18 protein-coding genes are annotated in these 19,009 nt (G+C 66.4%); 11 read left to right on the forward strand and 7 right to left on the reverse strand.

All coding sequences use genetic code 11. The annotated features are described in order from the left end of the window. Positions 1-36: 36 nt before the first annotated feature. The 7 genes from TY25_RS37380 (at position 37) to TY25_RS37410 (ending at position 8,474) form a co-directional block, all read left to right on the forward strand. Positions 37-1,095, forward strand: coding sequence for a hydroxymethylglutaryl-coenzyme A reductase family protein (locus tag TY25_RS37380; protein ID WP_115347024.1), 1,059 nt, complete (start codon positions 37-39; stop codon positions 1,093-1,095). Positions 1,096-1,102: 7 nt separating this feature from the next. Further along, positions 1,103-2,290, forward strand: a complete 1,188-nt coding sequence (locus TY25_RS37385; protein WP_042264499.1) for a hydroxymethylglutaryl-CoA synthase — start codon at positions 1,103-1,105, stop codon at positions 2,288-2,290. Positions 2,291-2,514: 224 nt separating this feature from the next. Beyond that, positions 2,515-4,776 carry an MMPL family transporter gene (locus TY25_RS37390; RefSeq protein ID WP_042264874.1) on the forward strand — a complete coding sequence of 754 codons (2,262 nt, stop codon included), beginning with the start codon at positions 2,515-2,517 and terminating at the stop codon, positions 4,774-4,776. Between the two features lie 124 nt (positions 4,777-4,900). Beyond that, positions 4,901-5,857 (forward strand): UbiA family prenyltransferase, encoded by a 957-nt coding sequence (locus tag TY25_RS37395; protein WP_042264501.1) that lies wholly within the window; start codon positions 4,901-4,903, stop codon positions 5,855-5,857. Between the two features lie 36 nt (positions 5,858-5,893). Continuing rightward, entirely contained in the window at positions 5,894-6,580 is a 687-nt protein-coding gene (locus tag TY25_RS37400) for an isochorismatase family protein (RefSeq protein WP_042264504.1), read from the forward strand. Continuing rightward, the gene (locus tag TY25_RS37405; protein WP_042264505.1) at positions 6,568-7,674 is read left to right on the forward strand and encodes an isochorismate synthase; all 1,107 of its coding nucleotides are present in this window, start codon (positions 6,568-6,570) and stop codon (positions 7,672-7,674) included. Before TY25_RS37400 ends, TY25_RS37405 begins: the two co-directional genes overlap by 13 nt. After that, positions 7,671-8,474 carry an SDR family NAD(P)-dependent oxidoreductase gene (locus TY25_RS37410; protein WP_042264508.1) on the forward strand — a complete coding sequence of 268 codons (804 nt, stop codon included), beginning with the start codon at positions 7,671-7,673 and terminating at the stop codon, positions 8,472-8,474. Before TY25_RS37405 ends, TY25_RS37410 begins: the two co-directional genes overlap by 4 nt. 10 nt (positions 8,475-8,484) lie before the next feature. Here the strand turns inward: TY25_RS37410 and TY25_RS37415 are convergent, their stop codons facing one another. Further along, entirely contained in the window at positions 8,485-9,078 is a 594-nt protein-coding gene (locus TY25_RS37415; protein ID WP_042264509.1) for a TetR/AcrR family transcriptional regulator, read from the reverse strand. A gap of 76 nt (positions 9,079-9,154) precedes the next feature. Between TY25_RS37415 and TY25_RS37420 the strand changes: the two genes are divergently transcribed. Next, positions 9,155-9,598 (forward strand): DUF1707 SHOCT-like domain-containing protein, encoded by a 444-nt coding sequence (locus tag TY25_RS37420; RefSeq protein ID WP_162184256.1) that lies wholly within the window; start codon positions 9,155-9,157, stop codon positions 9,596-9,598. A gap of 405 nt (positions 9,599-10,003) precedes the next feature. On the opposite strand, the gene TY25_RS37425 is transcribed toward TY25_RS37420, so the two are convergent. After that, positions 10,004-11,944, reverse strand: coding sequence for an FAD/NAD(P)-binding protein (locus tag TY25_RS37425; protein ID WP_226887040.1), 1,941 nt, complete (start codon positions 11,942-11,944; stop codon positions 10,004-10,006). Between the two features lie 206 nt (positions 11,945-12,150). Between TY25_RS37425 and TY25_RS37430 the strand changes: the two genes are divergently transcribed. Beyond that, positions 12,151-12,570, forward strand: a complete 420-nt coding sequence (locus TY25_RS37430; RefSeq protein WP_042264511.1) for a hypothetical protein — start codon at positions 12,151-12,153, stop codon at positions 12,568-12,570. 97 nt (positions 12,571-12,667) lie between these two features. Here TY25_RS37430 and TY25_RS37435 read toward each other — a convergent pair whose 3' ends face one another. Further along, complete coding sequence (locus TY25_RS37435; protein WP_042264512.1) at positions 12,668-13,027, reverse strand: MerR family transcriptional regulator; 360 nt, start codon at positions 13,025-13,027, stop codon at positions 12,668-12,670. A 707-nt stretch (positions 13,028-13,734) separates the two neighbouring features. Here TY25_RS37435 and TY25_RS37440 point away from each other — a divergent pair. Both TY25_RS37440 and TY25_RS41065 read left to right on the forward strand, forming a co-directional pair. Next, entirely contained in the window at positions 13,735-14,016 is a 282-nt protein-coding gene (locus TY25_RS37440) for an esterase/lipase family protein (RefSeq protein WP_052383452.1), read from the forward strand. Between the two features lie 50 nt (positions 14,017-14,066). Next, entirely contained in the window at positions 14,067-14,246 is a 180-nt protein-coding gene (locus TY25_RS41065; protein WP_052383453.1) for a hypothetical protein, read from the forward strand. Positions 14,247-14,252: 6 nt separating this feature from the next. On the opposite strand, the gene TY25_RS41070 is transcribed toward TY25_RS41065, so the two are convergent. From TY25_RS41070 to TY25_RS37460, 4 genes are all read right to left on the reverse strand, one after another. Continuing rightward, positions 14,253-15,050: an SMP-30/gluconolactonase/LRE family protein gene (locus TY25_RS41070; protein ID WP_052383454.1), complete on the reverse strand. Its 798-nt coding sequence runs from the start codon at positions 15,048-15,050 to the stop codon at positions 14,253-14,255. After that, positions 15,047-16,129 (reverse strand): esterase/lipase family protein, encoded by a 1,083-nt coding sequence (locus tag TY25_RS37450; protein WP_106387003.1) that lies wholly within the window; start codon positions 16,127-16,129, stop codon positions 15,047-15,049. Before TY25_RS37450 ends, TY25_RS41070 begins: the two co-directional genes overlap by 4 nt. Positions 16,130-16,379: 250 nt before the next feature. After that, the gene (locus tag TY25_RS37455) at positions 16,380-17,339 is read right to left on the reverse strand and encodes a GlxA family transcriptional regulator (protein WP_226887039.1); all 960 of its coding nucleotides are present in this window, start codon (positions 17,337-17,339) and stop codon (positions 16,380-16,382) included. A 925-nt stretch (positions 17,340-18,264) separates the two neighbouring features. Continuing rightward, positions 18,265-18,984 carry a hypothetical protein gene (locus tag TY25_RS37460; RefSeq protein WP_042264519.1) on the reverse strand — a complete coding sequence of 240 codons (720 nt, stop codon included), beginning with the start codon at positions 18,982-18,984 and terminating at the stop codon, positions 18,265-18,267. Positions 18,985-19,009: the final 25 nt, after the last annotated feature.

Raw genomic sequence — 19,009 nt, forward strand, 5'->3', positions numbered from 1 at the left:
GATCAGCGGCGTGGCCGCATGCAGAGAGGAGCAGGGATGCACGATACGGCGGATTCGGCGGCCAGGGTGCCGATGAAATGGGTGGGACCACTGCGTATCTCGGGGAATATCACCGAGACCGAGACCGAGGTCCCGCTGGCCACCTACGAATCACCGCTGTGGCCGTCGGTCGCCCGGGGCGCGCGGGTGTCGATGTCGACCGATCGGGGCATCGTCGCCACGTTGACCGACGAACGCATGACCCGGTCGATCCTGCTACGAGCCGACGACGCGGCGACCGCGTACGCCGCCGCTCAGCAGCTGCACAAGGAATTGGGCCTGCTCCAAGGGATCGTCGAGGCGGGCAGCCGATACGCCCGGCTGATCGGCTTCCGGCACGAGATCGTCGCCGATCTGCTTTACCTGCGCCTCGAATTCAGTACCGGCGACGCGGCGGGCCACAACATGGCGACGCTGGCCGCCGACCAGCTGATGGGCGCCATCCTGGCACGGATTCCCGGTCTCGCCTACGAATCCATCTCCGGCAACTACTGCACCGACAAGAAGGTCTCGGCGGTGAACGGCATTCTCGGGCGCGGGAAGAACGTGGTCACCGAACTGCTGGTGCCGCGTGCTGTCGTGACGAACGCGCTGCACACGACCGCCGGGGCGATCGCCCGGCTCAACCTGCGCAAGAACCTGATCGGCAGCATCCTCGCGGGTGGAATACGCTCGGCGAACGCACATTACGCCAACATGCTGCTCGGCTTCTATCTCGCCACCGGGCAGGACGCGGCCAATATCGTCGAGGGTTCCCAGGGCGTGACGGTGGCCGAGGACCGGGACGGCGATCTCTATTTCTCGTGCAATCTGCCGAACCTCGTCGTCGGCACGGTCGGCAACGGCAAGCGCCTCGATTTCGTCGAGGCGAACCTGCGCCGGCTCGGCTGCCGCGACGACCGCGAAACCGGAGCCAACGCACGACGTTTGGCCGCGGTCGCGGCCGCCACGGTGCTCTGCGGGGAGCTCTCGCTGCTCGCTGCCCAGACCAATCCGGGCGAACTCATGTACGCGCACGTGCAATTGGAGCGCGGCGCCGACATCTCTAGGAAGTGATCCTGAAATGACAGAAGTACCAGTGGGAATCCACGATCTGGCCTTCGCCACTGCGCACTACGTGCTGAGCCACGCTCGCCTGGCGGAGCACACCGGGGCGAATATCGGCAAGTACCACCACGGCATCGGGCAGGAGGCGATGAGCGTCCCAGCCCGCGACGAAGACATCGTCACCATGGCGGCGACAGCCGCGCGGGCCATTGTGCACCGGCATCCCGACGCCGATATCCGCACGGTGGTGCTGGCCACCGAGACGTCGATCGACCAGTCGAAATCCGCGGGCATCTATGTGAGTTCGCTGCTCGGGCTGCCCTCGTCGATTCGCGTGGTCGAGCTGAAGCAGGCGTGTTACGCGGGAACGGCGGGCCTGCAGTTCGCGTGCTCGCTGGTCGCCGCCGCACCCGAACAGAGCGTGCTCGTGATCGCCAGCGATATCGCGAAATACGAGTTGGACAGCCCCGGCGAGGCGACCCAGGGTGCGGGTGCGGCGGCCATGCTGGTCAGTGCCCACCCCGCGATCCTGCGGGTGGAACGGCCCGCTGGGCTGTACACCGCCGACATCATGGATTTCTGGCGGCCCAATTACCGCGACGCGGCACTTGTCGACGGTCAGGCGTCGGTCGTCGCCTACCTGCAGGCGGTCGAGAGCGCCTGGAAGGACTACCGCGAGCAGGGCGGTCGACCGCTGGGGGACTTCGCGGCGTTCTGCTACCACCAGCCGTTCACCAAGATGGCCTACAAGGCCCACCGGCACCTGCTGACCTGCTCGGACACCGATGTCACCGAGGACGAGATGCACGCGATGATCGCACCGACCACGGTGTACAACCGGGCGATCGGCAACAGCTACACCGCGTCGCTGTACATCGGGCTGGCCTCGTTGCTCGATCACGGGGGCGACCTCACCGGGCAGTCCATCGCCTTGCTGAGCTACGGTTCCGGCTGTGTCGCCGAATTCTTCTGTGGCACAGTGGTTCCCGGGTATCACGAACACTTGCGCACCGCGGCGAACGCGGCCGTCCTGGCCCGCCGGGAAGCCATCGACTACCGCAGATATCGCGCGCTGCGGGTGCACGAACTGCCGACCGACGGCGGTGACCACGAGCTGCCGCGACAGACCGGTGCGCCGTTCCGCCTCGCGGGTATCTCCGAGCACCGCCGCATCTATCAGCCACGGCCGGCGGTGGTGGGCTGACCGATCCGGTCTTCCTTGTTGGTCAGGCGTGTTCGTGCTGGTCGAGGCGCTTCGTCTGGCCAAGGGAAGCGCCGGTACGGCGCGTGTCGATCATCGATACAATTCGATTCGACCTGGACAAAGTGTCTCACCAGATCTATGGTGAATTCCCGAGGGGGACGCGACGGCAGGGGAGCCGCGCCCCCCGTACAGGAGCGATGACCGCCGAGCGAACCGGAGTGCTCATGAGTATCGGGTCCACCCAGCGTCCTACCGTCGACGAGCCGCGGGGGCGCGGCCGCTGGCCCAAGCCGGTCGTCGCGGTGATCGCGCTAGCCGTGCTGGCCTTCCTGGTGGGCGGGTTCGGTGGTTCATATCAATCGAAGCTGTCCGAGGTGATCCGCAACGACAACAAGGCCTTCCTGCCGAGTTCTGCCGAATCGACCGCGGCCAACAGCGAGGTCACGAAGTTCTCTGCGGCCCAGACGATTCCGGCCGTGGTGGTGTTCCATCGTGACGGTGCGCTCACCGCCGGCGACAAAGACCGGATCGGTCGCGCCGCCGTCGCGATAGCGCAGGTCGCGGGCGTGGACAAGGACGGGGTGCGCGGGCCGCGGTACGCGCAGGACGGTACGGCCGCCGCCGTGTTCGCGCCGCTGATCTCGGCGGCGCCCGACGGCTCTACCAGAACCGGCGACCAGCTCTCGGCCGCCGTAGCAGACCTGCTCGAGGTGGCCCGGCAAACGGCGGGCGGCGACGGACTCGAGGTGTCGCCCGCCGGGCCGGGCGGCTTGCTGGTGTCGCTCATCGAGTCGTTCAAGGGGCTCGACAGCACGCTGCTGCTTGCCGCGCTCGCGGTGGTAGTCGTCATCCTGCTCTTGGTCTACCGGTCGCCCGTATTGTGGGTTTTCCCTTTGCTTTCGGCGCTGATCTCGCTCGGCCTGGCCTCGCTGGCGATCTACTATCTGGCCAAGCACGACGTGCTCACCCTGAACGGGCAGGCCCAAGGCATCCTGTTCGTGCTGGTGATCGGCGCGGGCACCGACTATGCCCTACTGCTCACCGCGCGATATCGGGAGGAGTTGCACGCCAAGGACAATCGGTTCGAAGCGATGATCGCGGCGTGGCGCAAATCCGTGGCCGCCATCATCGCCTCGGCGGCGACCGTCGTGATCGGTGTGCTCTGTTTGATGTTCGCCGAACTGGACTCGACCGGCAGCATGGGCCCGGTCGCCGCGATCGGCGTCGGGTGCACCGTGTTCGTCATGCTGACGGTTTTTCCCTGTCTGCTGGCGCTCGCCGGACGCTGGGTGTTCTGGCCGCGGCTGGCACGGGTGGACCATCTCAGTGACCTGTCGGCGCACGGGATCTGGGGCCGGATCGCCGACTGGGTCGCCGCCCGGCATCGCGCGGTGTGGATCGGCACGACCGTGCTGCTGATCATCGGTGCCTGCGGGATCGGCATGCTCGACGCACGGGGTATTCCGATGCAGGAGGCGTTCACCAACGATCCGGAAGCCGTTGCGGGCCAGGAGATCTACAACGCGAAGTTCGACAAGGGCGCGGGTGCACCAGCATTCATCGTCGTGAACAGCGACAAGGTCGATCAGGTGATCGCGGCCGGCGCGCAGGTGCCAGGCATCTCCGATCGACCGGGCTCGTTCTGCGTCCGCGTGGATCCGGCGAAGCTGGCGGCGCTTCCCGAGAGTCAGCGCGGGTCCGATGCCGGGTGCCCGCCACCGGCACTACAGGCGCAGCCGGTGAACGGCCGCACCGTGCTCGACGCGACGCTGGCCGATCCGTACGACACCACGGCGGCACTGGACGCGGTCGACCGGCTGCGGGAAACGTTGCACGCCATCCCCGGTGCCGACGCGCTGGTCGGCGGACAGTCGGCCGAGGCACTCGATGTGCGGGAGGCGGCGGTCCGGGACCGCACCGTCATCATCCCGATCGTCCTGGTCGTGATCTTCCTGGTGCTGGCCCTGTTGCTGCGCGCGCTGGTCGTGCCGATCCTGCTGATCGGTTCGGTGGTGCTGTCCTTCGCGACCGCGCTGGGTGTCAGCGGCTTCGTCTTCGACAAGATATTCGGCTTCCCCGGACAGGATCCCTCGTTCCCGCTATTCGTCTTCGTCTTCCTCATCGCATTGGGGATCGACTACAACATCTTCTTGATGACCCGGGTCCGCGAAGAATCCCAGACCTTCGGCACGCGGGCCGGAATCATTCGGGGACTCACGGTGACCGGTGGCGTGATCACGTCCGCGGGCGTCGTGCTGGCTGCGACATTCGCGGTACTCGGTGTGGTCCCGCTGGTGAATACGGCCGAGATCGGTTTCGCGGTGGCATTCGGCGTGCTGCTCGATACCGTGATCGTGCGCAGCCTGCTGGTGCCGGCGCTCTCCTACGATATCGGGAGACGTATCTGGCTGCCCTCTGCCCTTGCCGCCGTGCGGGATTCGGGCACGGACCACGTTGACGCGGCGCGAACGCCCGTGAAATCCTGACTGCTGTCGGGAGCGCCGCGTATCCGAATTCCTTCGGATGAATATCTGAAGCCTTCTTTCGATAACTCCAGCAGATATCGAGTAGGTGCGCGATGAGCCACACTCACTCTGTTCTGGAGAAAATATGAACGCAGCACAGTCGGTCAGCTCGCCCCTCGTCACGACAGGGCAGAAATTCCGGTACGCACTACGCATCAGGCGGCTGGAATTTCTGCCCGTCCACCTGTCGGTCATACTCACCGCGGCTTTTCTCGGGGCGGCCTCGGCCGATCAACTCCGCTCCGGCAAGACACTGGCCGTCGTGGTCGCCTTTCTCCTGGGCCTGCACGCCGGGAACATGGCGAACTGCGTCGCGGACCGGGAGCTGGATCTGATCTACAAGGGCAGGCTGGCCGAGGCGGTCGACGGTCTGGGCAAGCGCAACATCGTGATCCAGATCGTCACCCACATCGTCCTGGTGCTCTTGCTCGGTGCGTATGTGACGGCGTCGAGCGGGCACTGGGAGATCGCGGTGCTGGGCGTCGTCTGGATCGTCGTCGGATTCGAGTATTCGTTGCCGCCGTTGCGGCTCAAGGGCGCCGGTGTGTTCCAGTCCGTGACGCTCGCGTCGACCATCGCGCTGCTGCCCGGCATCATGATGATCCGGGCCATCGGCACCGTCCCGGAATGGGCGGCGTTCATCGCGTTTCTCGGATACGCGACCGCGATGACGATGGTCAATTTGATCAACCAGACCGAAGACATTCCGGAGGACGCGAAATTCGGCATCATGACCAGCGCCCGCGCGCTGGGTCTCACCGGGACCGTGACGACCGCACTGGTTTTGGTGGCGATCGGGACGACGACCTTCCTCGTCGCCGCGGTATCGCTCGGCGCCTACTGGTGGGCCGCCGGGTTGTACGCGGTCGCTGCCCTCTTCACTCTGCGATTCATCTCCGGAATACTTCGTGGTGTCCGCGGTAAACCGCTGGATGATGCGATTCTGATCGCACGGGAGAACACCCGGCGGCTGCCGTTGTACGGCGCGGTAATGGGTTGGGGGAGCGTTGTTCTCGCGATGGCGGTATTCGCCGCACGCTGACGCCGCCGGGTGCAGCCGGAAAGGATTCCAATAATCATGCCATTGCCCGAGTCGATATCCTATGCGCTGCCGGAGGCGCTGCCGCCGAATATCGTGGATTGGACAGTGGATCCGCGCCGCGCGGTGGTGCTGATCCACGATATGCAGCGCTATTTCATCCGGCGGTTCGACGGCTCCGCCGAACCGATCTCCGCCGTCGTACGGAACATCGCGCGCATCAAACGTGCCGCCGTGCGATCGGGGTGCCCGGTGATCTACACGGCCCAGCCGGGGGATCAGGAGCCGGCGACCCGCGCGTTGCTCGCGGACTTCTGGGGGCCGGGCCTGTCCGGTGCCGCGGAGGACACCTCGGTGATCAGCGAACTCACGCCGGACCGGCGCGACGTCACGCTGACGAAGTGGCGCTACAGCGCCTTCTCGCGCACCGATCTGCTCCGGCGGCTGAGCGCGGCCGGCCGGGACCAGTTGGTCATCACCGGCGTCTACGCCCACATCGGCTGTCTGGCAACGGCTTTGGACGCTTTCATGCACGACGTCCAGGTCTTCCTGATCGCGGACGCGGTGGCCGACTTCTCGCGGTCGCATCACGAGCAGGCCCTCGACTACATCGCCTCTCGTTGCGGCGCTGTGGTCCGCACCGACGACACCGTCGGGCATCTCCGCCGCGCCGGTGCCGAGCCTGCGCCGTCGACCGACCTGCTGGAGCAGCAATGGGTGGGGTAGAACGCGCGGCGACGTGCGTGCTCACGGGTCCGGAAGGCAGTCTCGTCGGCACCGGTGTCCGGCACAGCTATACCGATCTCGACACCGCGGCGAAGGCGCTGCGCAACGACGACGCATCGATCCTTCTGGGTGCCTTGCCTTTCGACCCGGCCGCGCCTGCCGCCCTGATCGACCCCATCGCTTTCCGGCGCGCGCCGGACCGCTGGCGGCACGGCCGAAACGCCGAACCGTGGCGGCCCCGTCTGCGGTCCATCGAACCGGATCCGTCGGCCGCCGAGCATCAGCGGCGGATCGAATCGGCGCTCGACGCGATCGCCGCCGGACTGCTCGACAAGGTGGTGCTGGCGCGCCGGATGCGCTTGACCACCGAGCGGGCGATCAATGGTGTGGCGATGCTGCGCGCCTTGGTCGGGCGTGACCCGCGTGCGAATGGGTTCTATCTGGATCTTGCTGCCTTCCGTGGTCCCGGCGCGGCGTTGGTCGGCGCCAGTCCCGAACTGCTGATACGGCGGACGGGCTCGCAGGTCTACGCGTGCCCGCTCGCCGGTTCGGCACCGCGGCGGGGGGCTGTGGAGGCGGACCGTACCGCGGCCAGGTTGCTGGCCTCGGAGAAGGACCGGCGCGAGCATCGCTTTGTCGTCGACTTCATCGTGTCCGCCCTGGCGCCGCTGTGTTCCACGCTGCGCTGGTCCGAGAAGCCCGAGATCTTCGGTACCCCCGATCTCGTACATCTGGGCACTCCGATACGCGGCACCCTCGCTGATCCCGGCTGCACGTCCCTGGACCTGGCACGCGTCCTGCAGCCCACGCCGGCACTGGGCGGCACGCCGCGCGGCGAAGCGATGCGGCTGATCGAGGAGATCGAGGGCGACCGCGGCTTCTACGGTGGCGCGGTCGGATGGTGCGACCGGTCGGGAGACGGAGCCTGGAGCGTCTGTATCCGATGCGCGGAGATCGCCCCCGGCGGCCACGTCGCCACCGCGTTCGCCGGCGGCGGGATCGTCGCGGGGTCGGAGCCGGCGGCGGAGGTCGAAGAGACCATGGCCAAGTTCCGGGCGATCCTGAGCGTCTTCGACGACGAGCCTGCCGCATGAATACCATTGAGCGGCAGCGTGATTCGGGCTGTGCGCTGGTTGTCGGTGCGGCGGGCGGGATCGGCGGTGCCGTCGCCGACCGGCTGGCCGCGGCGGGGCGCGACCTTGCTCTACTCGACCGGGACGGTGCGGCACTCGCCGTGGTGGGCAAGCAGATCCGGACGAACTACGGCTCGGACCGTCGAGTCACCACCCATGTGGCGGATATCGGCAGCCGCGCCGAGGTGGAGCGCGCCGTCGACGAGATCGAGCGGCAGCACGGCCCGGTCGGCGCGCTGGCCTGTACCGCCGGCGTGCTGCACCGCGGCCCGCTCACCGATATCGATGTCGACGCCGTGCAGCGCATGATCGACGTGAATGTCGTTGGGGTACTGCATCTGCTCGCGTCTGTCGGCGGCCGGATGAAGCAGCGGCGCCGCGGGTCGATCGTCGTGATCGGGTCGAACGCCGGGGCGGTACCGCGGCTGCACATCGGTGTGTACGGCGCGACGAAGGCGGCCGCCGCGTTGCTCACCCGCGTGGCCGCGCTGGAGCTGGCGCCCTACGGGGTGCGGGCCAATGTCGTGGCGCCGGGCTCCACCGATACCCCGATGCTGCGGGCGCTGTATCCGAACGAGGACGAGATGGTCCGGCACGCCGTCGGCGGCAGCCCGGCCGACTTCCGCTTGGGTATACCGCTGGGGCGGCTCGCGCAGGCGTCCGATATCGCTGCGGCGGTGCACTTTCTGCTCTCCGACGCGGCGCGCCACATCACCATGCAGACGCTGTACGTCGACGGCGGGGCGACGCTGCACGACTGAGCGGCATCGCTCAGTCCTGGTAGCGCAGTCCGGTGAGCGTCAAGGAGACGAGCCGCTGCACCGCGGCCTTGCTTTCCAGGCTGTTCGCGCCGGTGATCGCGAACAGGCAGTAGTTGGCCAGTTCGAAGGGGTTGATGTCGTCGCGAATCCGCCCCGCCGCCGCGGCGTCGGCGATCACGCCCTGCAGCAGGCCGTGCAGCTGCCGCTGCGACTCGGCCACCCGCTCGTTCGTGTGCATGAGCGATTCGACCTGGGCGCCGTGCATCTCCCGGCGTTGGTTCTCGGCGCGGCGCAGGTGGATCTCGGCGTAGGCCTCCAGCACCGCGCAGAGCCGCTTACCCGGGTCGGTCTTGCCGTCGCGCACCGTGGACAGATGCTCGAGGTGCCGATTGATCTGACGCTCGTGCCAGGCCGCGAGAATCGTTGCGATATCAGGGAAGTACCGATACAGGGTCGCGCGGCCGATGCCGACCTTCTCGGCAACCTCCGACATCGTCGTCGACGCGGGTCCGTGTTCGAGGGCGAGCGCCCACGTGGTGTCCAGGATCGCCTCGCGGACATCGCGGCGGTGCGATTCGACAGTGGCGGCCCAAGGTCTCGACATCAGCGAAGTATAGCGCGGTATCCCAAGTAGGTCATTTCGTATCGACATGGACAGAATGTCCGATAGAATGGAACGCATGGACGAGTCGGCTGATCTCCGGGTTGGTAATCCCGAGCGAGAGCAAGCGCTGAGCGACCTTTCGGCACATCTCGGGGCGGGGCGGCTCAGCGTCGCCGAATTCGACGAGCGCAGCGCGCAGCTGGTGCGTGCCACGACCCGGCGGGACATCGCGGCGGTGTTCACCGATCTCCCTGCACTGGCGCCCGCGCAGGCGGAAGTCGCCGAGCAGGTCGAGCGGGATCCGGCGTACCGGCGAGTCATGGTCCTCGCGGCGGCCGCACTCGTCACGGCCGCACTGACCGTCGGACAGCTCAGCTGGCTGTGGTTCCTGCTGCTGATCCCCGCTGTCCGGCGGGTCCTCGTGCGGCGGCCGGACCCGCATCATCCGCCGCACCGCGGGCACCCGGCCGCGCGCATGCACGAACTGCGCACCAAATCGCGCGCGGCGATTCATCGGTAAGGGTTCGCGGCTCGGGTGAGTTCTCACCCTTGAGCGGAAGTGCAACATCACCGAGCCGAACGAGGTGGCGGCCGTCGATGCCTTTCCGATCAGGCGGATCGCCGAGCGCTGGATCGCCGCCAGCGGTCCGGCCGGGCTGTTGACCTGATCGCGGCTGTCATCACAGAGCTGCCACGCGCCCCGCAGCAGCTGTATCTGCTGTGAAGTGTGTGGATCGTCTGTGAGGCTGCGAGTTTCGCGCCTGACGGTGCTCGGACGGCCCTGCTGTGGTCGGGGTCGGTTGGCCAGCGGGTCGGTCCTGCGAAGGTGCCGTGGGTCGGCACGTGGTCGGCGAACCGGGTCGCCCTCCGCGGGTAGTCCAGTTGCCGCGGCGGCGGTCCCGGGTGACCCAACCGGCGTCCGGGATCACCGTCCGACTCCCAGGGCCGCGCGGGCGATGGCGTCGGTGTCGGCGAGGGTCACCGAGTTGACGCCCGGGCGGGCGCCTGCGGCGGTGACCCAGCGCACCGACTCGGTGGGTACGCCGCAGGCGAACCGGCGGGGATGGCTGCGTCCCTTTCCGTCCAGCACCGCGTGCGAACCGGCCATGACGTCCAGTCCACCGGTCGGGTAGTCGTCGCGGTCCGGATCGAACACCGTGTGGCTGCGCACCTCATCGCGTTGAAAAAGGTTGCGCAGCAGCGGGTCTCCGGTGCGAGGTAGATCGGGCGCGGGCAGAAACGCGTCGATCAGCGTGCGCGCGGATGTCTTCGAGCCGGCGACGCTCGGCGAATCGGCGACGAAACAGCCGAGCGCCGGATCGACCCGGACGCGCATACCCGGGCCGACGACGCGGACGATGCCGGCGCGGATGAGCGCTGCCAGCTCGGCGATCCGATGCGCGGGTGGTCCGATGGACAGGAAGGCATTCAGCGGCGTGTACCACCGATCGAGGTCGTCACGGTAGGAACGGCCGGTGATGCCGCCGTAGTCGACGACCAGGCGGACCTCGTTGCGCAGATCCCGCAGCACATCCAGCGCCGCCTTGACCGGGCCGTGGACGTTGCCGAGTTCGGCATGTCGGACGTCCGCGTCCAGGTAGCCGAGCAGCCACGATCGGAAGTCCGCGGGATCGTCGAAGTGACGGCCGCCGGTGGGGTCGGCGATCGTCGCCCAATCCCATCGTTGGGCGCGGGGGACGCGAAACCGATCCAGTACGTCGGCGGCGTCCGGTGCGGTGGGCGCGTGCAGATAGCGGTGTCGGAACTCGCGGAGTTCGCGGGCACTGACCCGGTCGGCGATCGCCGCGGTGTAGTACACCGATTCGACCTCGCGGGCGATCAGCGGCCAGACGTCGCGGCGAAACGACAGGTCGCCGGATTGCTCTGCCCTGGTACGGAATTCGGCGATGCGCCGGGCGTCGAGCAACTGTGGTTCGTAGCGGCCGTCGACCCCTTTCTGGTTCTCGCCACGCGCGTGGTGGGGTACACCGCGCCGACATCCCGCGATGATCAACGGTTCGCTGCCGGACGGGATGTACTCCAGCGGTCCACGGGTCTGTTTGAAACAGCCGCCGCGTCCCGCGGTCAGCAAGGTCAGGTAGTCGAAGAAGGTGAGGCCGAGGCCGCGCACGAACACGGGCTCGCGGGCCGGTATCTGGTCGACGTCGACATCGGACGCGTTGGCGGGCGCGAAATAGGTCAGGCCCGAAGTTCTTGCGGCGTGGGCTATTTCGGGGCTGTTCGTCGCGGCCAGCGGCAGGTGGCCCTGGGTGAGGACCACCGCGTGCAAGCCGCGCAGGTGTTCGCCGTTGCTCAACCGGAGTTCCTGGAGTCCGGAGGGTTCGTCGCGCAGGTCCAGCGCAGTGGCGGTGATTTCCTGTGCGTGCGCGACAGAACGGTATCGGTACCGAATGTGCTCGTAACTCCAGCGCAGATAATATCCGTACCCGGCTCGGGTGGGATAAGTATCCGGGCCGAGCGTGCGGAGTCGCGCATAGATATTCTCCGGTAGCTCGGCGAAATTGCCGATTTTGTCCAGGAAGCTCGCCCATTCGTAGAGGCTGGGACCGGGCTCGATCGGTCCCGCCATCGCCACCGAGGCGTCGGTGAACACGGTGACCTGCGAGGCGACCGTGTTCATCAGCAGCTCACCGGACTGATCCGTGCGCCACACCGTGCCCGTCCCGACCCTGGTCGAATCGACGAGCAATACTTCGATGCCGCCCGATTCACCCGCGGCCCGTGCGTTGGCGCAGATTCGCTCGAAAACACTCAATCCGCGTGGACCTACCCCGACTATCGCAATTCGCAGGACCGGTTCCGGGCGCTCGGCGCGCGGATATTCTGGAGTCGCCGGTGAAATCAAAGCCCCGCCCCCCGGAACAAATAAAGTCGGTGCCGCGCAATTGGGCGACGAATTCGATGCTATTCAGCCCGCGCGCGAAGCGTCAACGGGGCAGCGTCCGGGTCGCGGTGCCGAGCGCGGGCGTCGACATGGCCAGTGGAGCGGAGTGCTTGCCCGGCCCCGGCAGGCGGCCGAACGCGCTATCCTTCTGTGTGCGAGGAGGTTTCATGACGTGGACGGCCCAAATGTTCTTGCAGCCGCAGCGTAAGGCGGGTCGGTACCTCGACCTCTTCGGCGCGCTGTTGCTCTGCGCGGGCGGCTTTCTCTTCGGAATGTACCTGTCGTTCATGGTCGGCATGCTCGGTGCGCCAGGCGGGCACGCGAGCGAGTGCACGGGTACCTGCCGTACCTACGCCGACGCCAGCGTCTACCTGATGGGTTACGGGACATGCGTTCTGGAGCTGGTGGTACTCGCGCTGGTAGTCCGGAGTCGGCGGCGCGGGCGCCTCGCCTCGGTATGGCCGATGTGGTTGTTCCCGGCCCTGGTCGTCCTGGCCGGCATCAGCGTCTTCCTCGTCTTCTTCGGCCCCGCCTTCCCCGGAGACTTCCTTCCCACGACCCCCGAATATCTGCCCTCCCTGAGCTGAAGTCGCGCACGCACCCGAGGCGCCACCAAGCGAACGAGCAGCGCAACCTTGGGAGGCAGACGATGCAGCACTTGAATAACCGAGGTGCCGGTTGAACTCAGCTGTCGTGCTCCGGCGAGGGTGAATGTCGTTCGGACAACTCCGCGTTGAGCGCGTGGGCTTGGGCCAGTTGGTCTTCGAGGACGACGATGCGGGCGGCTGATTCGAGGGTGGTGCCGGTGTCGACGAGTTCACGCACGCGCGCGGCCAAGCGGAGCTGGTAGCGAGAGTAGCGGCGGTGCCCGCCGTCTGAGCGTTGCGGTGTGAGCAGGTCGACGGAGTCGAGCCCGCGCAGGAAGGCCGCGGTGACGCCGAGTAACTCCGCGGCACGGCCCATGCTGTAGGCGGGATAGTCGTCGTCATCGAGCCTGTCCGCGGCGGACGGGCCATCGGTGGGATTGGTGTTCGGTTGTTCCACAGCACCTCTTGATGTTTCAACGCCGAGGGGCCCCGGCGCGTGGTGCGCCGGGGCCCAGGATTTACGAAGGGGTATCGAGTACTAATTCTGTCCACCCGGCCGGTAAGGCCGGAGCCTGGCTCAGCACCCGGCATGGCGGGCGCGGAACCGGTAGAGAGCTGCTCAGTGACCACCTCCCGGGTTGTCCGATAGTGCCTTCGGTGTGTACTGCTCCCCTCCGGCGGTCCGGCCGACTGCACCGGATTCTCTTCTCCGCCGGAGGGGCGGTAAATCTCATTCCGGGCAGCTCACCTGCCCGGCCACTGGACTTTCATCTCCAACAACAGAGAACATACCTCCCACTTCGCAGAATGTCTACATCCGCGAGTGTAGATTTTTTCGATCCGCGGGTGGCGGTACGGGCAAGGCGAGGCTCGACCTCCTTGGGCCTGCGCTGAACAAGAAGGGCGACTGGGGTGGTCGGTTCGCCGGGATGTGTGGGCGGCACGTATGCTCGCCCTCACGCCATCTAGGCATCGGGTCGCCCAAATCCTCGCTAGGGCAACGCTGGTCGGCGTCAGCCGGTCGTTCTGAAACGGGTTGGTGACCGCCGGCCTCACCGGGACCGCTGATGCCGATGACCTACCGGTCTCCTATGGGAACGGTGAAATGCTTCGCGTCGCCACAACCGATTGGGACGGACCGGTGCCCGGCGCCCACGACTTCTCTTGCCGGCCATCGACCGAGCACCCGAACCGGTCGTGCTGACCACCTCGACATTCCTGTCCGCAGCGGTCAATTGGACAGCACTCGCCCCATACCTGCACAACCGCGGATTCTGCGTCTACACCGTCGACTACGGGCGCCGGATGTACTCGAACCCACCCGGTCTCAACGGATTCGATCCGATACCGATGTCGGCCCGTGAAGTCTCGACCGTGGTCGACAAGGTGCTCGAGGCCACCGGCGCGGCCAAGTCGACCTGGTCGGCCATTCCCGGGGCGGCGTAGTCGACCGCTACTACATCAACGCCCTCGGCGGTGCGGACAAAGTCGACGACATGGTGCTGCTGTCCTCCCCTTATCAGCCCACCGGCCTACCCATCGATCTGGCCGGTCTGGGCACGTATTTCGCGCAGCCGTACTCGCCCACGGCGGTAGCCGTGATCGGCACAGTGTTGGATCCAGCTCACCCGCAACAGATCCCGTGCTCGACCGTTATCGGATTCGCCGCGGGCTGATCGCGATCACGGCACCCGCGCGGCGCGGGATATCCGGGTCCGCGGGACAGCGACCCCGGTTCGATCGGTGGTGCAGGTCAGCAGGTGGCCCGCGGTGGTGATGTAGAGGGTGCCGGCGTCGAAGGCGATCGACGAGACGAATTCACCGGGCAGGTCGATGGTGGTGTCGAGTTCGCCGTCGGGATCGAACCGGGCAACGGCGCCGCCGCTGCCCAGCGCGACCCAAACCCCGCCGTCGGTATCGACGGCCAGGCCGTCGCATTCTCCGACGGGAGCATTCGCGAAAACCTGCACGTCGCCGTCGCGGACCGCCAGCACTCGGCTTTCGGCGTATTCGCAGACATAAAGCGTGGTGCCGTCGGGCGCGAAGCCGAGCCCGTTGGGCCAGCGGACCCCGGAGACGGCAGGGGTCACTACTCCCGCCGGGTCGATTTTCACCACTTCGCTCGGTACGGCCGGTTCGCCTCGTTGCGGGTTGTGGCGCAGGACTCCCACATACAGCGAACCGTCCTCGCCTACGGTCATGTCGTTGAAGCCGGTCGCGCCCTCGACCGCCAGCAGCGGCCATTGCCCGTCCGGCCCGGCATAGGACACATCCCGTCCGGTCATGACCAGCCCGCCGTCGACGTGTAACGCCAATCCGCCGATGCCCCTGCGGGATTCGACAAAGGTCCTGGTCTCACCGGCCGCGTACTCGAACACCCCACCGGCGGTGACGTTCGAAAAAAGCACGCTCCCATCGGTTTTCACCAAGGGCGCTTCCAGGAGGCCTTGCTGGGAGGTCAAACGTGCCAGATTTGTCATAGGGTGCCACCGCCACCGATCAGCCAGGGATTGAAGGTACAGGTGAGTGCAGGGTGCGCGCTTGGGTCCAGGGCGCGCAGCGCGATGGAGACGGCACGGGGGGAGTACATCATGGTGAGGTGATCGGAAAGGTCCTGTGCACCACCGTCTTGGAGCGTGATGTTGTGGACCGTGGCGCCGGCAGTCGGCGTCAGGAAGGTGATCGGGTACGGATTGGTCACCTCGTCGTAGCGGGTGGCCATGACCGTGTATTCCACGTCGGCAGCGGTGTCCCCGCCGGCATTGAGCCGGTGCAGGAATTCGGAATCGGCGATCAGTTCGACCGGGGCGTGTCCCAGCGGGAGTTCGACCAACCCGAGCACATCGATGCCGAGGTTGTTGATGGTGCGTCCCAGCGTGCCGATGCCGTTGAACGAGGTCCCGTGATATGCGGCGTCGAAAGAGATCAGCTGGCGAACTTTCGCGGCTCCGCCGTCGAATTCGAGGTACCAGTTCGCCATCGGGCCGCCCTGGGAGTGCGCGACGAGGTCCACCTCATGTGCGCCGGTGGCCGCCAGCACGCGGTCGACGAAGGCGCTCAGTTGCTGGGGCGAGTTCTCGACATGGCCCACGCCTCCCGCACCGGGTAGCAGTGACCCGAGCCCGCCACCGGCGAGCGGATTCGATCGGCCGTAATTGAACGCGAAGGAACAGAAGCCGGCGTCTTTGATCGGCTGGCCCATGAAAGCGAAATTGTCATATGCGCTCATCCACGTCCCATGGAGCAAAATCACCGGACGTGGATGCTCGGCACTCGGTCGACGGTTCCAATCGTTGGCGCCGGGCGGAGCCGAATCGGGATGAAACATGTTGTAGGCGAACGCCGCCAAGGCCTGTTCCGTCGACGGCTCGTTCGATTCGGCGTGTCCGGTCGCCGGTCCACCGACAACCATTGCCGCAACCACGAGCACCACAGCGAGGATCCGACGGCGCACGGTGGTTCGAGCAGAAAACTGAGCACGATGCCGCCGTCGGCACGCACGCGCAGAATTGGTGGCGCCTCGATTCCGCCGGGCCGACAGGATGCTCGATAGATACATCAGTTCACCCTAGAAATCTCCGATAGATTCTCCCAGTGGCGTTATAGCCAACTATTCGTCTGTATTCGCCACACAAAGTTATCTACCTGGAGCCGAGGACCGACCGGCGGCAGCTAGGGGCGACTTTGTCGCCCGATGGCACGAGCCGCTGCGCCCACGCGCGGCCGTCGCGGCAGCGAAGCGACTTCTCGTCCTTCTTGGAATGCGGACTCGGCCGACACCGCACAACATCCACGATATCGGCGAGGGTTCACGCCGATCTGAATGTCCCCGGACTGCGGCCGGTAGTCCGGCGGATGAGTCGATTCAATGTCGAGGCGTCGGCGAGGCCGACCGCATGTGCGACTTCGGTGACGCTGCGCCGCGCATCGCTCAGCAGATCCAGCGCAGCCTCCACCTTGATCCGTTGCGCGAATTGGATCGGCGACAAGCCCGTCGCCGCCTGCACTCGCCGTGTCAGGGTGCGCGCGGAAAGGTGGGTCGTGGAGGCAAGGTCGGCCAGCCGGATCGGGCGGTCGATCCGATCGAGGACATAGCGTTCGATAGCCGCCAAGTCCGGATCCATGTCGCGAAAGACCACGCTGCGGCGGAACGGGGCCTGTGATGCTCGCGGGGCCGCCGTGGCGCGGGCGGCGATCGCTCGGGCGACCTCGAGACCGAACACCTCCTCGTTTATGGCGAACAACAGATCCAGGTGAGCCATCGCCGCGCCCGCGGTGAGCACCGGACCGTCCTTGACGACCATCTGGTCGGCATCCAGGTGGCAATCCGGGTATCGAGCGGCGAAAAGGCCGGCCAGCCACCAGGTCGTGGTGACGGTACGCCCGCCGAGCGCGCCGGCTTCGGCGGCGACGAACGTGCCGGTGCACGATGCGGCGACCCTGGAGTCGATCGCCTTGGCCAGCCACTCGACCGCGGCCTGCACGTCTGCCTCCGCGAGGCGGCGTTCCATCTCACCGGCCGAGGCATTGCCGATCCCGGGGACCACCACCCATGGCCGCGCCGGACCGGCCTGCGCCACCGGCACCGCCGGGACGAACATCCCGCCACGCAGCGCGACGATTCCGCTGTCACCGCCGACCACCCGCACATCGACCGGCGCGTGATCGGGCCCGTGGTGGCTGCGCGTGACGGCCTCGGCGAGGTCGAGCGTTGCCGCGACGGCGATCGGTGTCGTTCCAGGCACCACGAGCAAATCCATGGACAACATCTGGCCACCTTAGTCACTTTCGGTCCGTTTCGGCCGCCTTCAACGAGGTCGTAGCGGTCGATGTGGCCGACGCTCGGACTTGCAGACCGTGCGAATCGCGAAAGCAGCAGTACTTCAGCGTAGGAATTAGCAACGGACGCGGACCAGTGGCGAAAATGCCAGATAATCGACCCATCTGGCCACACTCGGTGGGGCACGAGTGATCGAGGTTGCGGCGCCTACTGCGGACGAGTCGCCGCTAGAAAAGAAAGAAGGCCCTGGTAGCTCGACTACCAAGACCTTGTTATGTGTGTGCGCCATCAGGGACTCGAACCCCGAACCCGCTGTTAGTGGTTCGGGGTCCTTCCAATATCGCCGTTGATCACGCACAGTCCCCGGGGCACGCCCTACCAGGGGCGATGGCGAAACGCATCGCACATCAGTCACGGTCGATCACCAGTAATCACCCCGAAAGTTTGGGGTAATTTTGGGTGGCTCGAATCGACCCGCCCAACACCCGCTCCAACGTTGATCTCGTGCGTCCGGGACACGTTGCAGGTTCGTGCCCTCTGCGGCGGGGCACTAACTAGATGGGAGCAGGTTCGGCCAGCATCTTCTTAGTGGCCGGTTGGTGCTCGAAGCTGACTTTGCGCTGTGACGGCCGCCGATCGTTATGTCTCGGTTCGGATCTCGGGGTGGTTCGAACAGAAGCCACTCGTCTTGAAGTGATGGGAAGTCTCGCGCGCAGCCCGGGAGCGTTACATCCGCGTTGAATCCGTACAGGCCGGATGGCGGCCCGCCCTCATGCGCAACCACTGTCGCTTGCCGCCATCGAGGGACCACCACGTTGCCAGTAGTGGGACCACCGACAGCTGCGCACAAGTGGAACGGGTTATCGCGCTTCTGATTGTTGGATGCCGAGTTCCCGAACGCCCGCCCGGCGGCATTACAGCGTATTCGGGGTGCGTTTTTCCTTGCGGATGGTCTGCACGAGCGCGACCATCACTCCAAATCCCCAGAGACCTAGAGCGACAGCGGGCACGTAGGCACCGAAGAGGCCGTCGTAGGCGAAGGGTCCGGTCTTGAAGAAGTTGATCAGGAACGACGGCGCGAACAGCAGTCCGCACCACAGGCTCAAGTAGGCGACCCACCGCGGGAAAGTTTCGGTTCCCTTGGGCGCGAGCAGGATCGGAGCGGCCAGCGACCACAGCCACAGGGTGAACAGCGGCCAAATGTAGAGCAGCAGGAACCATCCCAGGTCATAGAACATCTGGGTGATGTTCGGGTCTTGCCGTGGTCGGAACGCGGCCAGCGCCCACGCCATGGGCACCAGGTAGGTGACTGCCAGTGTGGCGGCGAAGCTGATCAGTTGCAGGTAGGTGAACACCGGGACGTCGGCCTCCATCCGCCTGGTGCGCGCGACGAGGACGGCGCCGAAAGGTCCGAAGAAGAACACCCCGACCACCATCATCAGGACACCGAATCGAATACGGGTCTGGTGCTCTGCGAACATCGCCGCGATCTGTTCAGCGCTCGCGTCCGGCGAGGGGATCGGCAGGGCGAAGCGGGCGACGAGCACGAGGCCGGGGACGTAGAGGGCCAAGACGCCCAGCACCGACAGTGTGCTGAGCAGTTGTACCCGGATGCTGGTCGATCGAGTCGTCATGTGTCACTCCTTTGCGAGGAGCCGA

It is taken from the genome of Nocardia brasiliensis NBRC 14402, from assembly GCF_000308475.2.
Classification (GTDB): Bacteria; Actinomycetota; Actinomycetes; order Mycobacteriales; family Mycobacteriaceae; genus Nocardia; species Nocardia brasiliensis.

Excerpts from the sequence above, each read along its gene's own strand:
- TY25_RS37380 (WP_115347024.1), top strand. The coding sequence starts at position 37 with ATGCACGATACGGCGGATTCGGCGGCCAGGGTGCCGATGAAATGGGTG.
- TY25_RS37385 (WP_042264499.1), top strand. The coding sequence starts at position 1,103 with ATGACAGAAGTACCAGTGGGAATCCACGATCTGGCCTTCGCCACTGCG.
- TY25_RS37390 (WP_042264874.1), top strand. The coding sequence starts at position 2,515 with ATGAGTATCGGGTCCACCCAGCGTCCTACCGTCGACGAGCCGCGGGGG.
- TY25_RS37395 (WP_042264501.1), top strand. The coding sequence starts at position 4,901 with ATGAACGCAGCACAGTCGGTCAGCTCGCCCCTCGTCACGACAGGGCAG.
- TY25_RS37400 (WP_042264504.1), top strand. The coding sequence starts at position 5,894 with ATGCCATTGCCCGAGTCGATATCCTATGCGCTGCCGGAGGCGCTGCCG.
- TY25_RS37405 (WP_042264505.1), top strand. The coding sequence starts at position 6,568 with ATGGGTGGGGTAGAACGCGCGGCGACGTGCGTGCTCACGGGTCCGGAA.
- TY25_RS37410 (WP_042264508.1), top strand. The coding sequence starts at position 7,671 with ATGAATACCATTGAGCGGCAGCGTGATTCGGGCTGTGCGCTGGTTGTC.
- TY25_RS37415 (WP_042264509.1), bottom strand. The coding sequence starts at position 9,078 with ATGTCGAGACCTTGGGCCGCCACTGTCGAATCGCACCGCCGCGATGTC.
- TY25_RS37420 (WP_162184256.1), top strand. The coding sequence starts at position 9,155 with ATGGACGAGTCGGCTGATCTCCGGGTTGGTAATCCCGAGCGAGAGCAA.
- TY25_RS37430 (WP_042264511.1), top strand. The coding sequence starts at position 12,151 with ATGACGTGGACGGCCCAAATGTTCTTGCAGCCGCAGCGTAAGGCGGGT.
- TY25_RS41065 (WP_052383453.1), top strand. The coding sequence starts at position 14,067 with ATGGTGCTGCTGTCCTCCCCTTATCAGCCCACCGGCCTACCCATCGAT.
- TY25_RS41070 (WP_052383454.1), bottom strand. The coding sequence starts at position 15,050 with ATGACAAATCTGGCACGTTTGACCTCCCAGCAAGGCCTCCTGGAAGCG.
- TY25_RS37450 (WP_106387003.1), bottom strand. The coding sequence starts at position 16,129 with ATGTATCTATCGAGCATCCTGTCGGCCCGGCGGAATCGAGGCGCCACC.
- TY25_RS37455 (WP_226887039.1), bottom strand. The coding sequence starts at position 17,339 with ATGTTGTCCATGGATTTGCTCGTGGTGCCTGGAACGACACCGATCGCC.
- TY25_RS37460 (WP_042264519.1), bottom strand. The coding sequence starts at position 18,984 with ATGACGACTCGATCGACCAGCATCCGGGTACAACTGCTCAGCACACTG.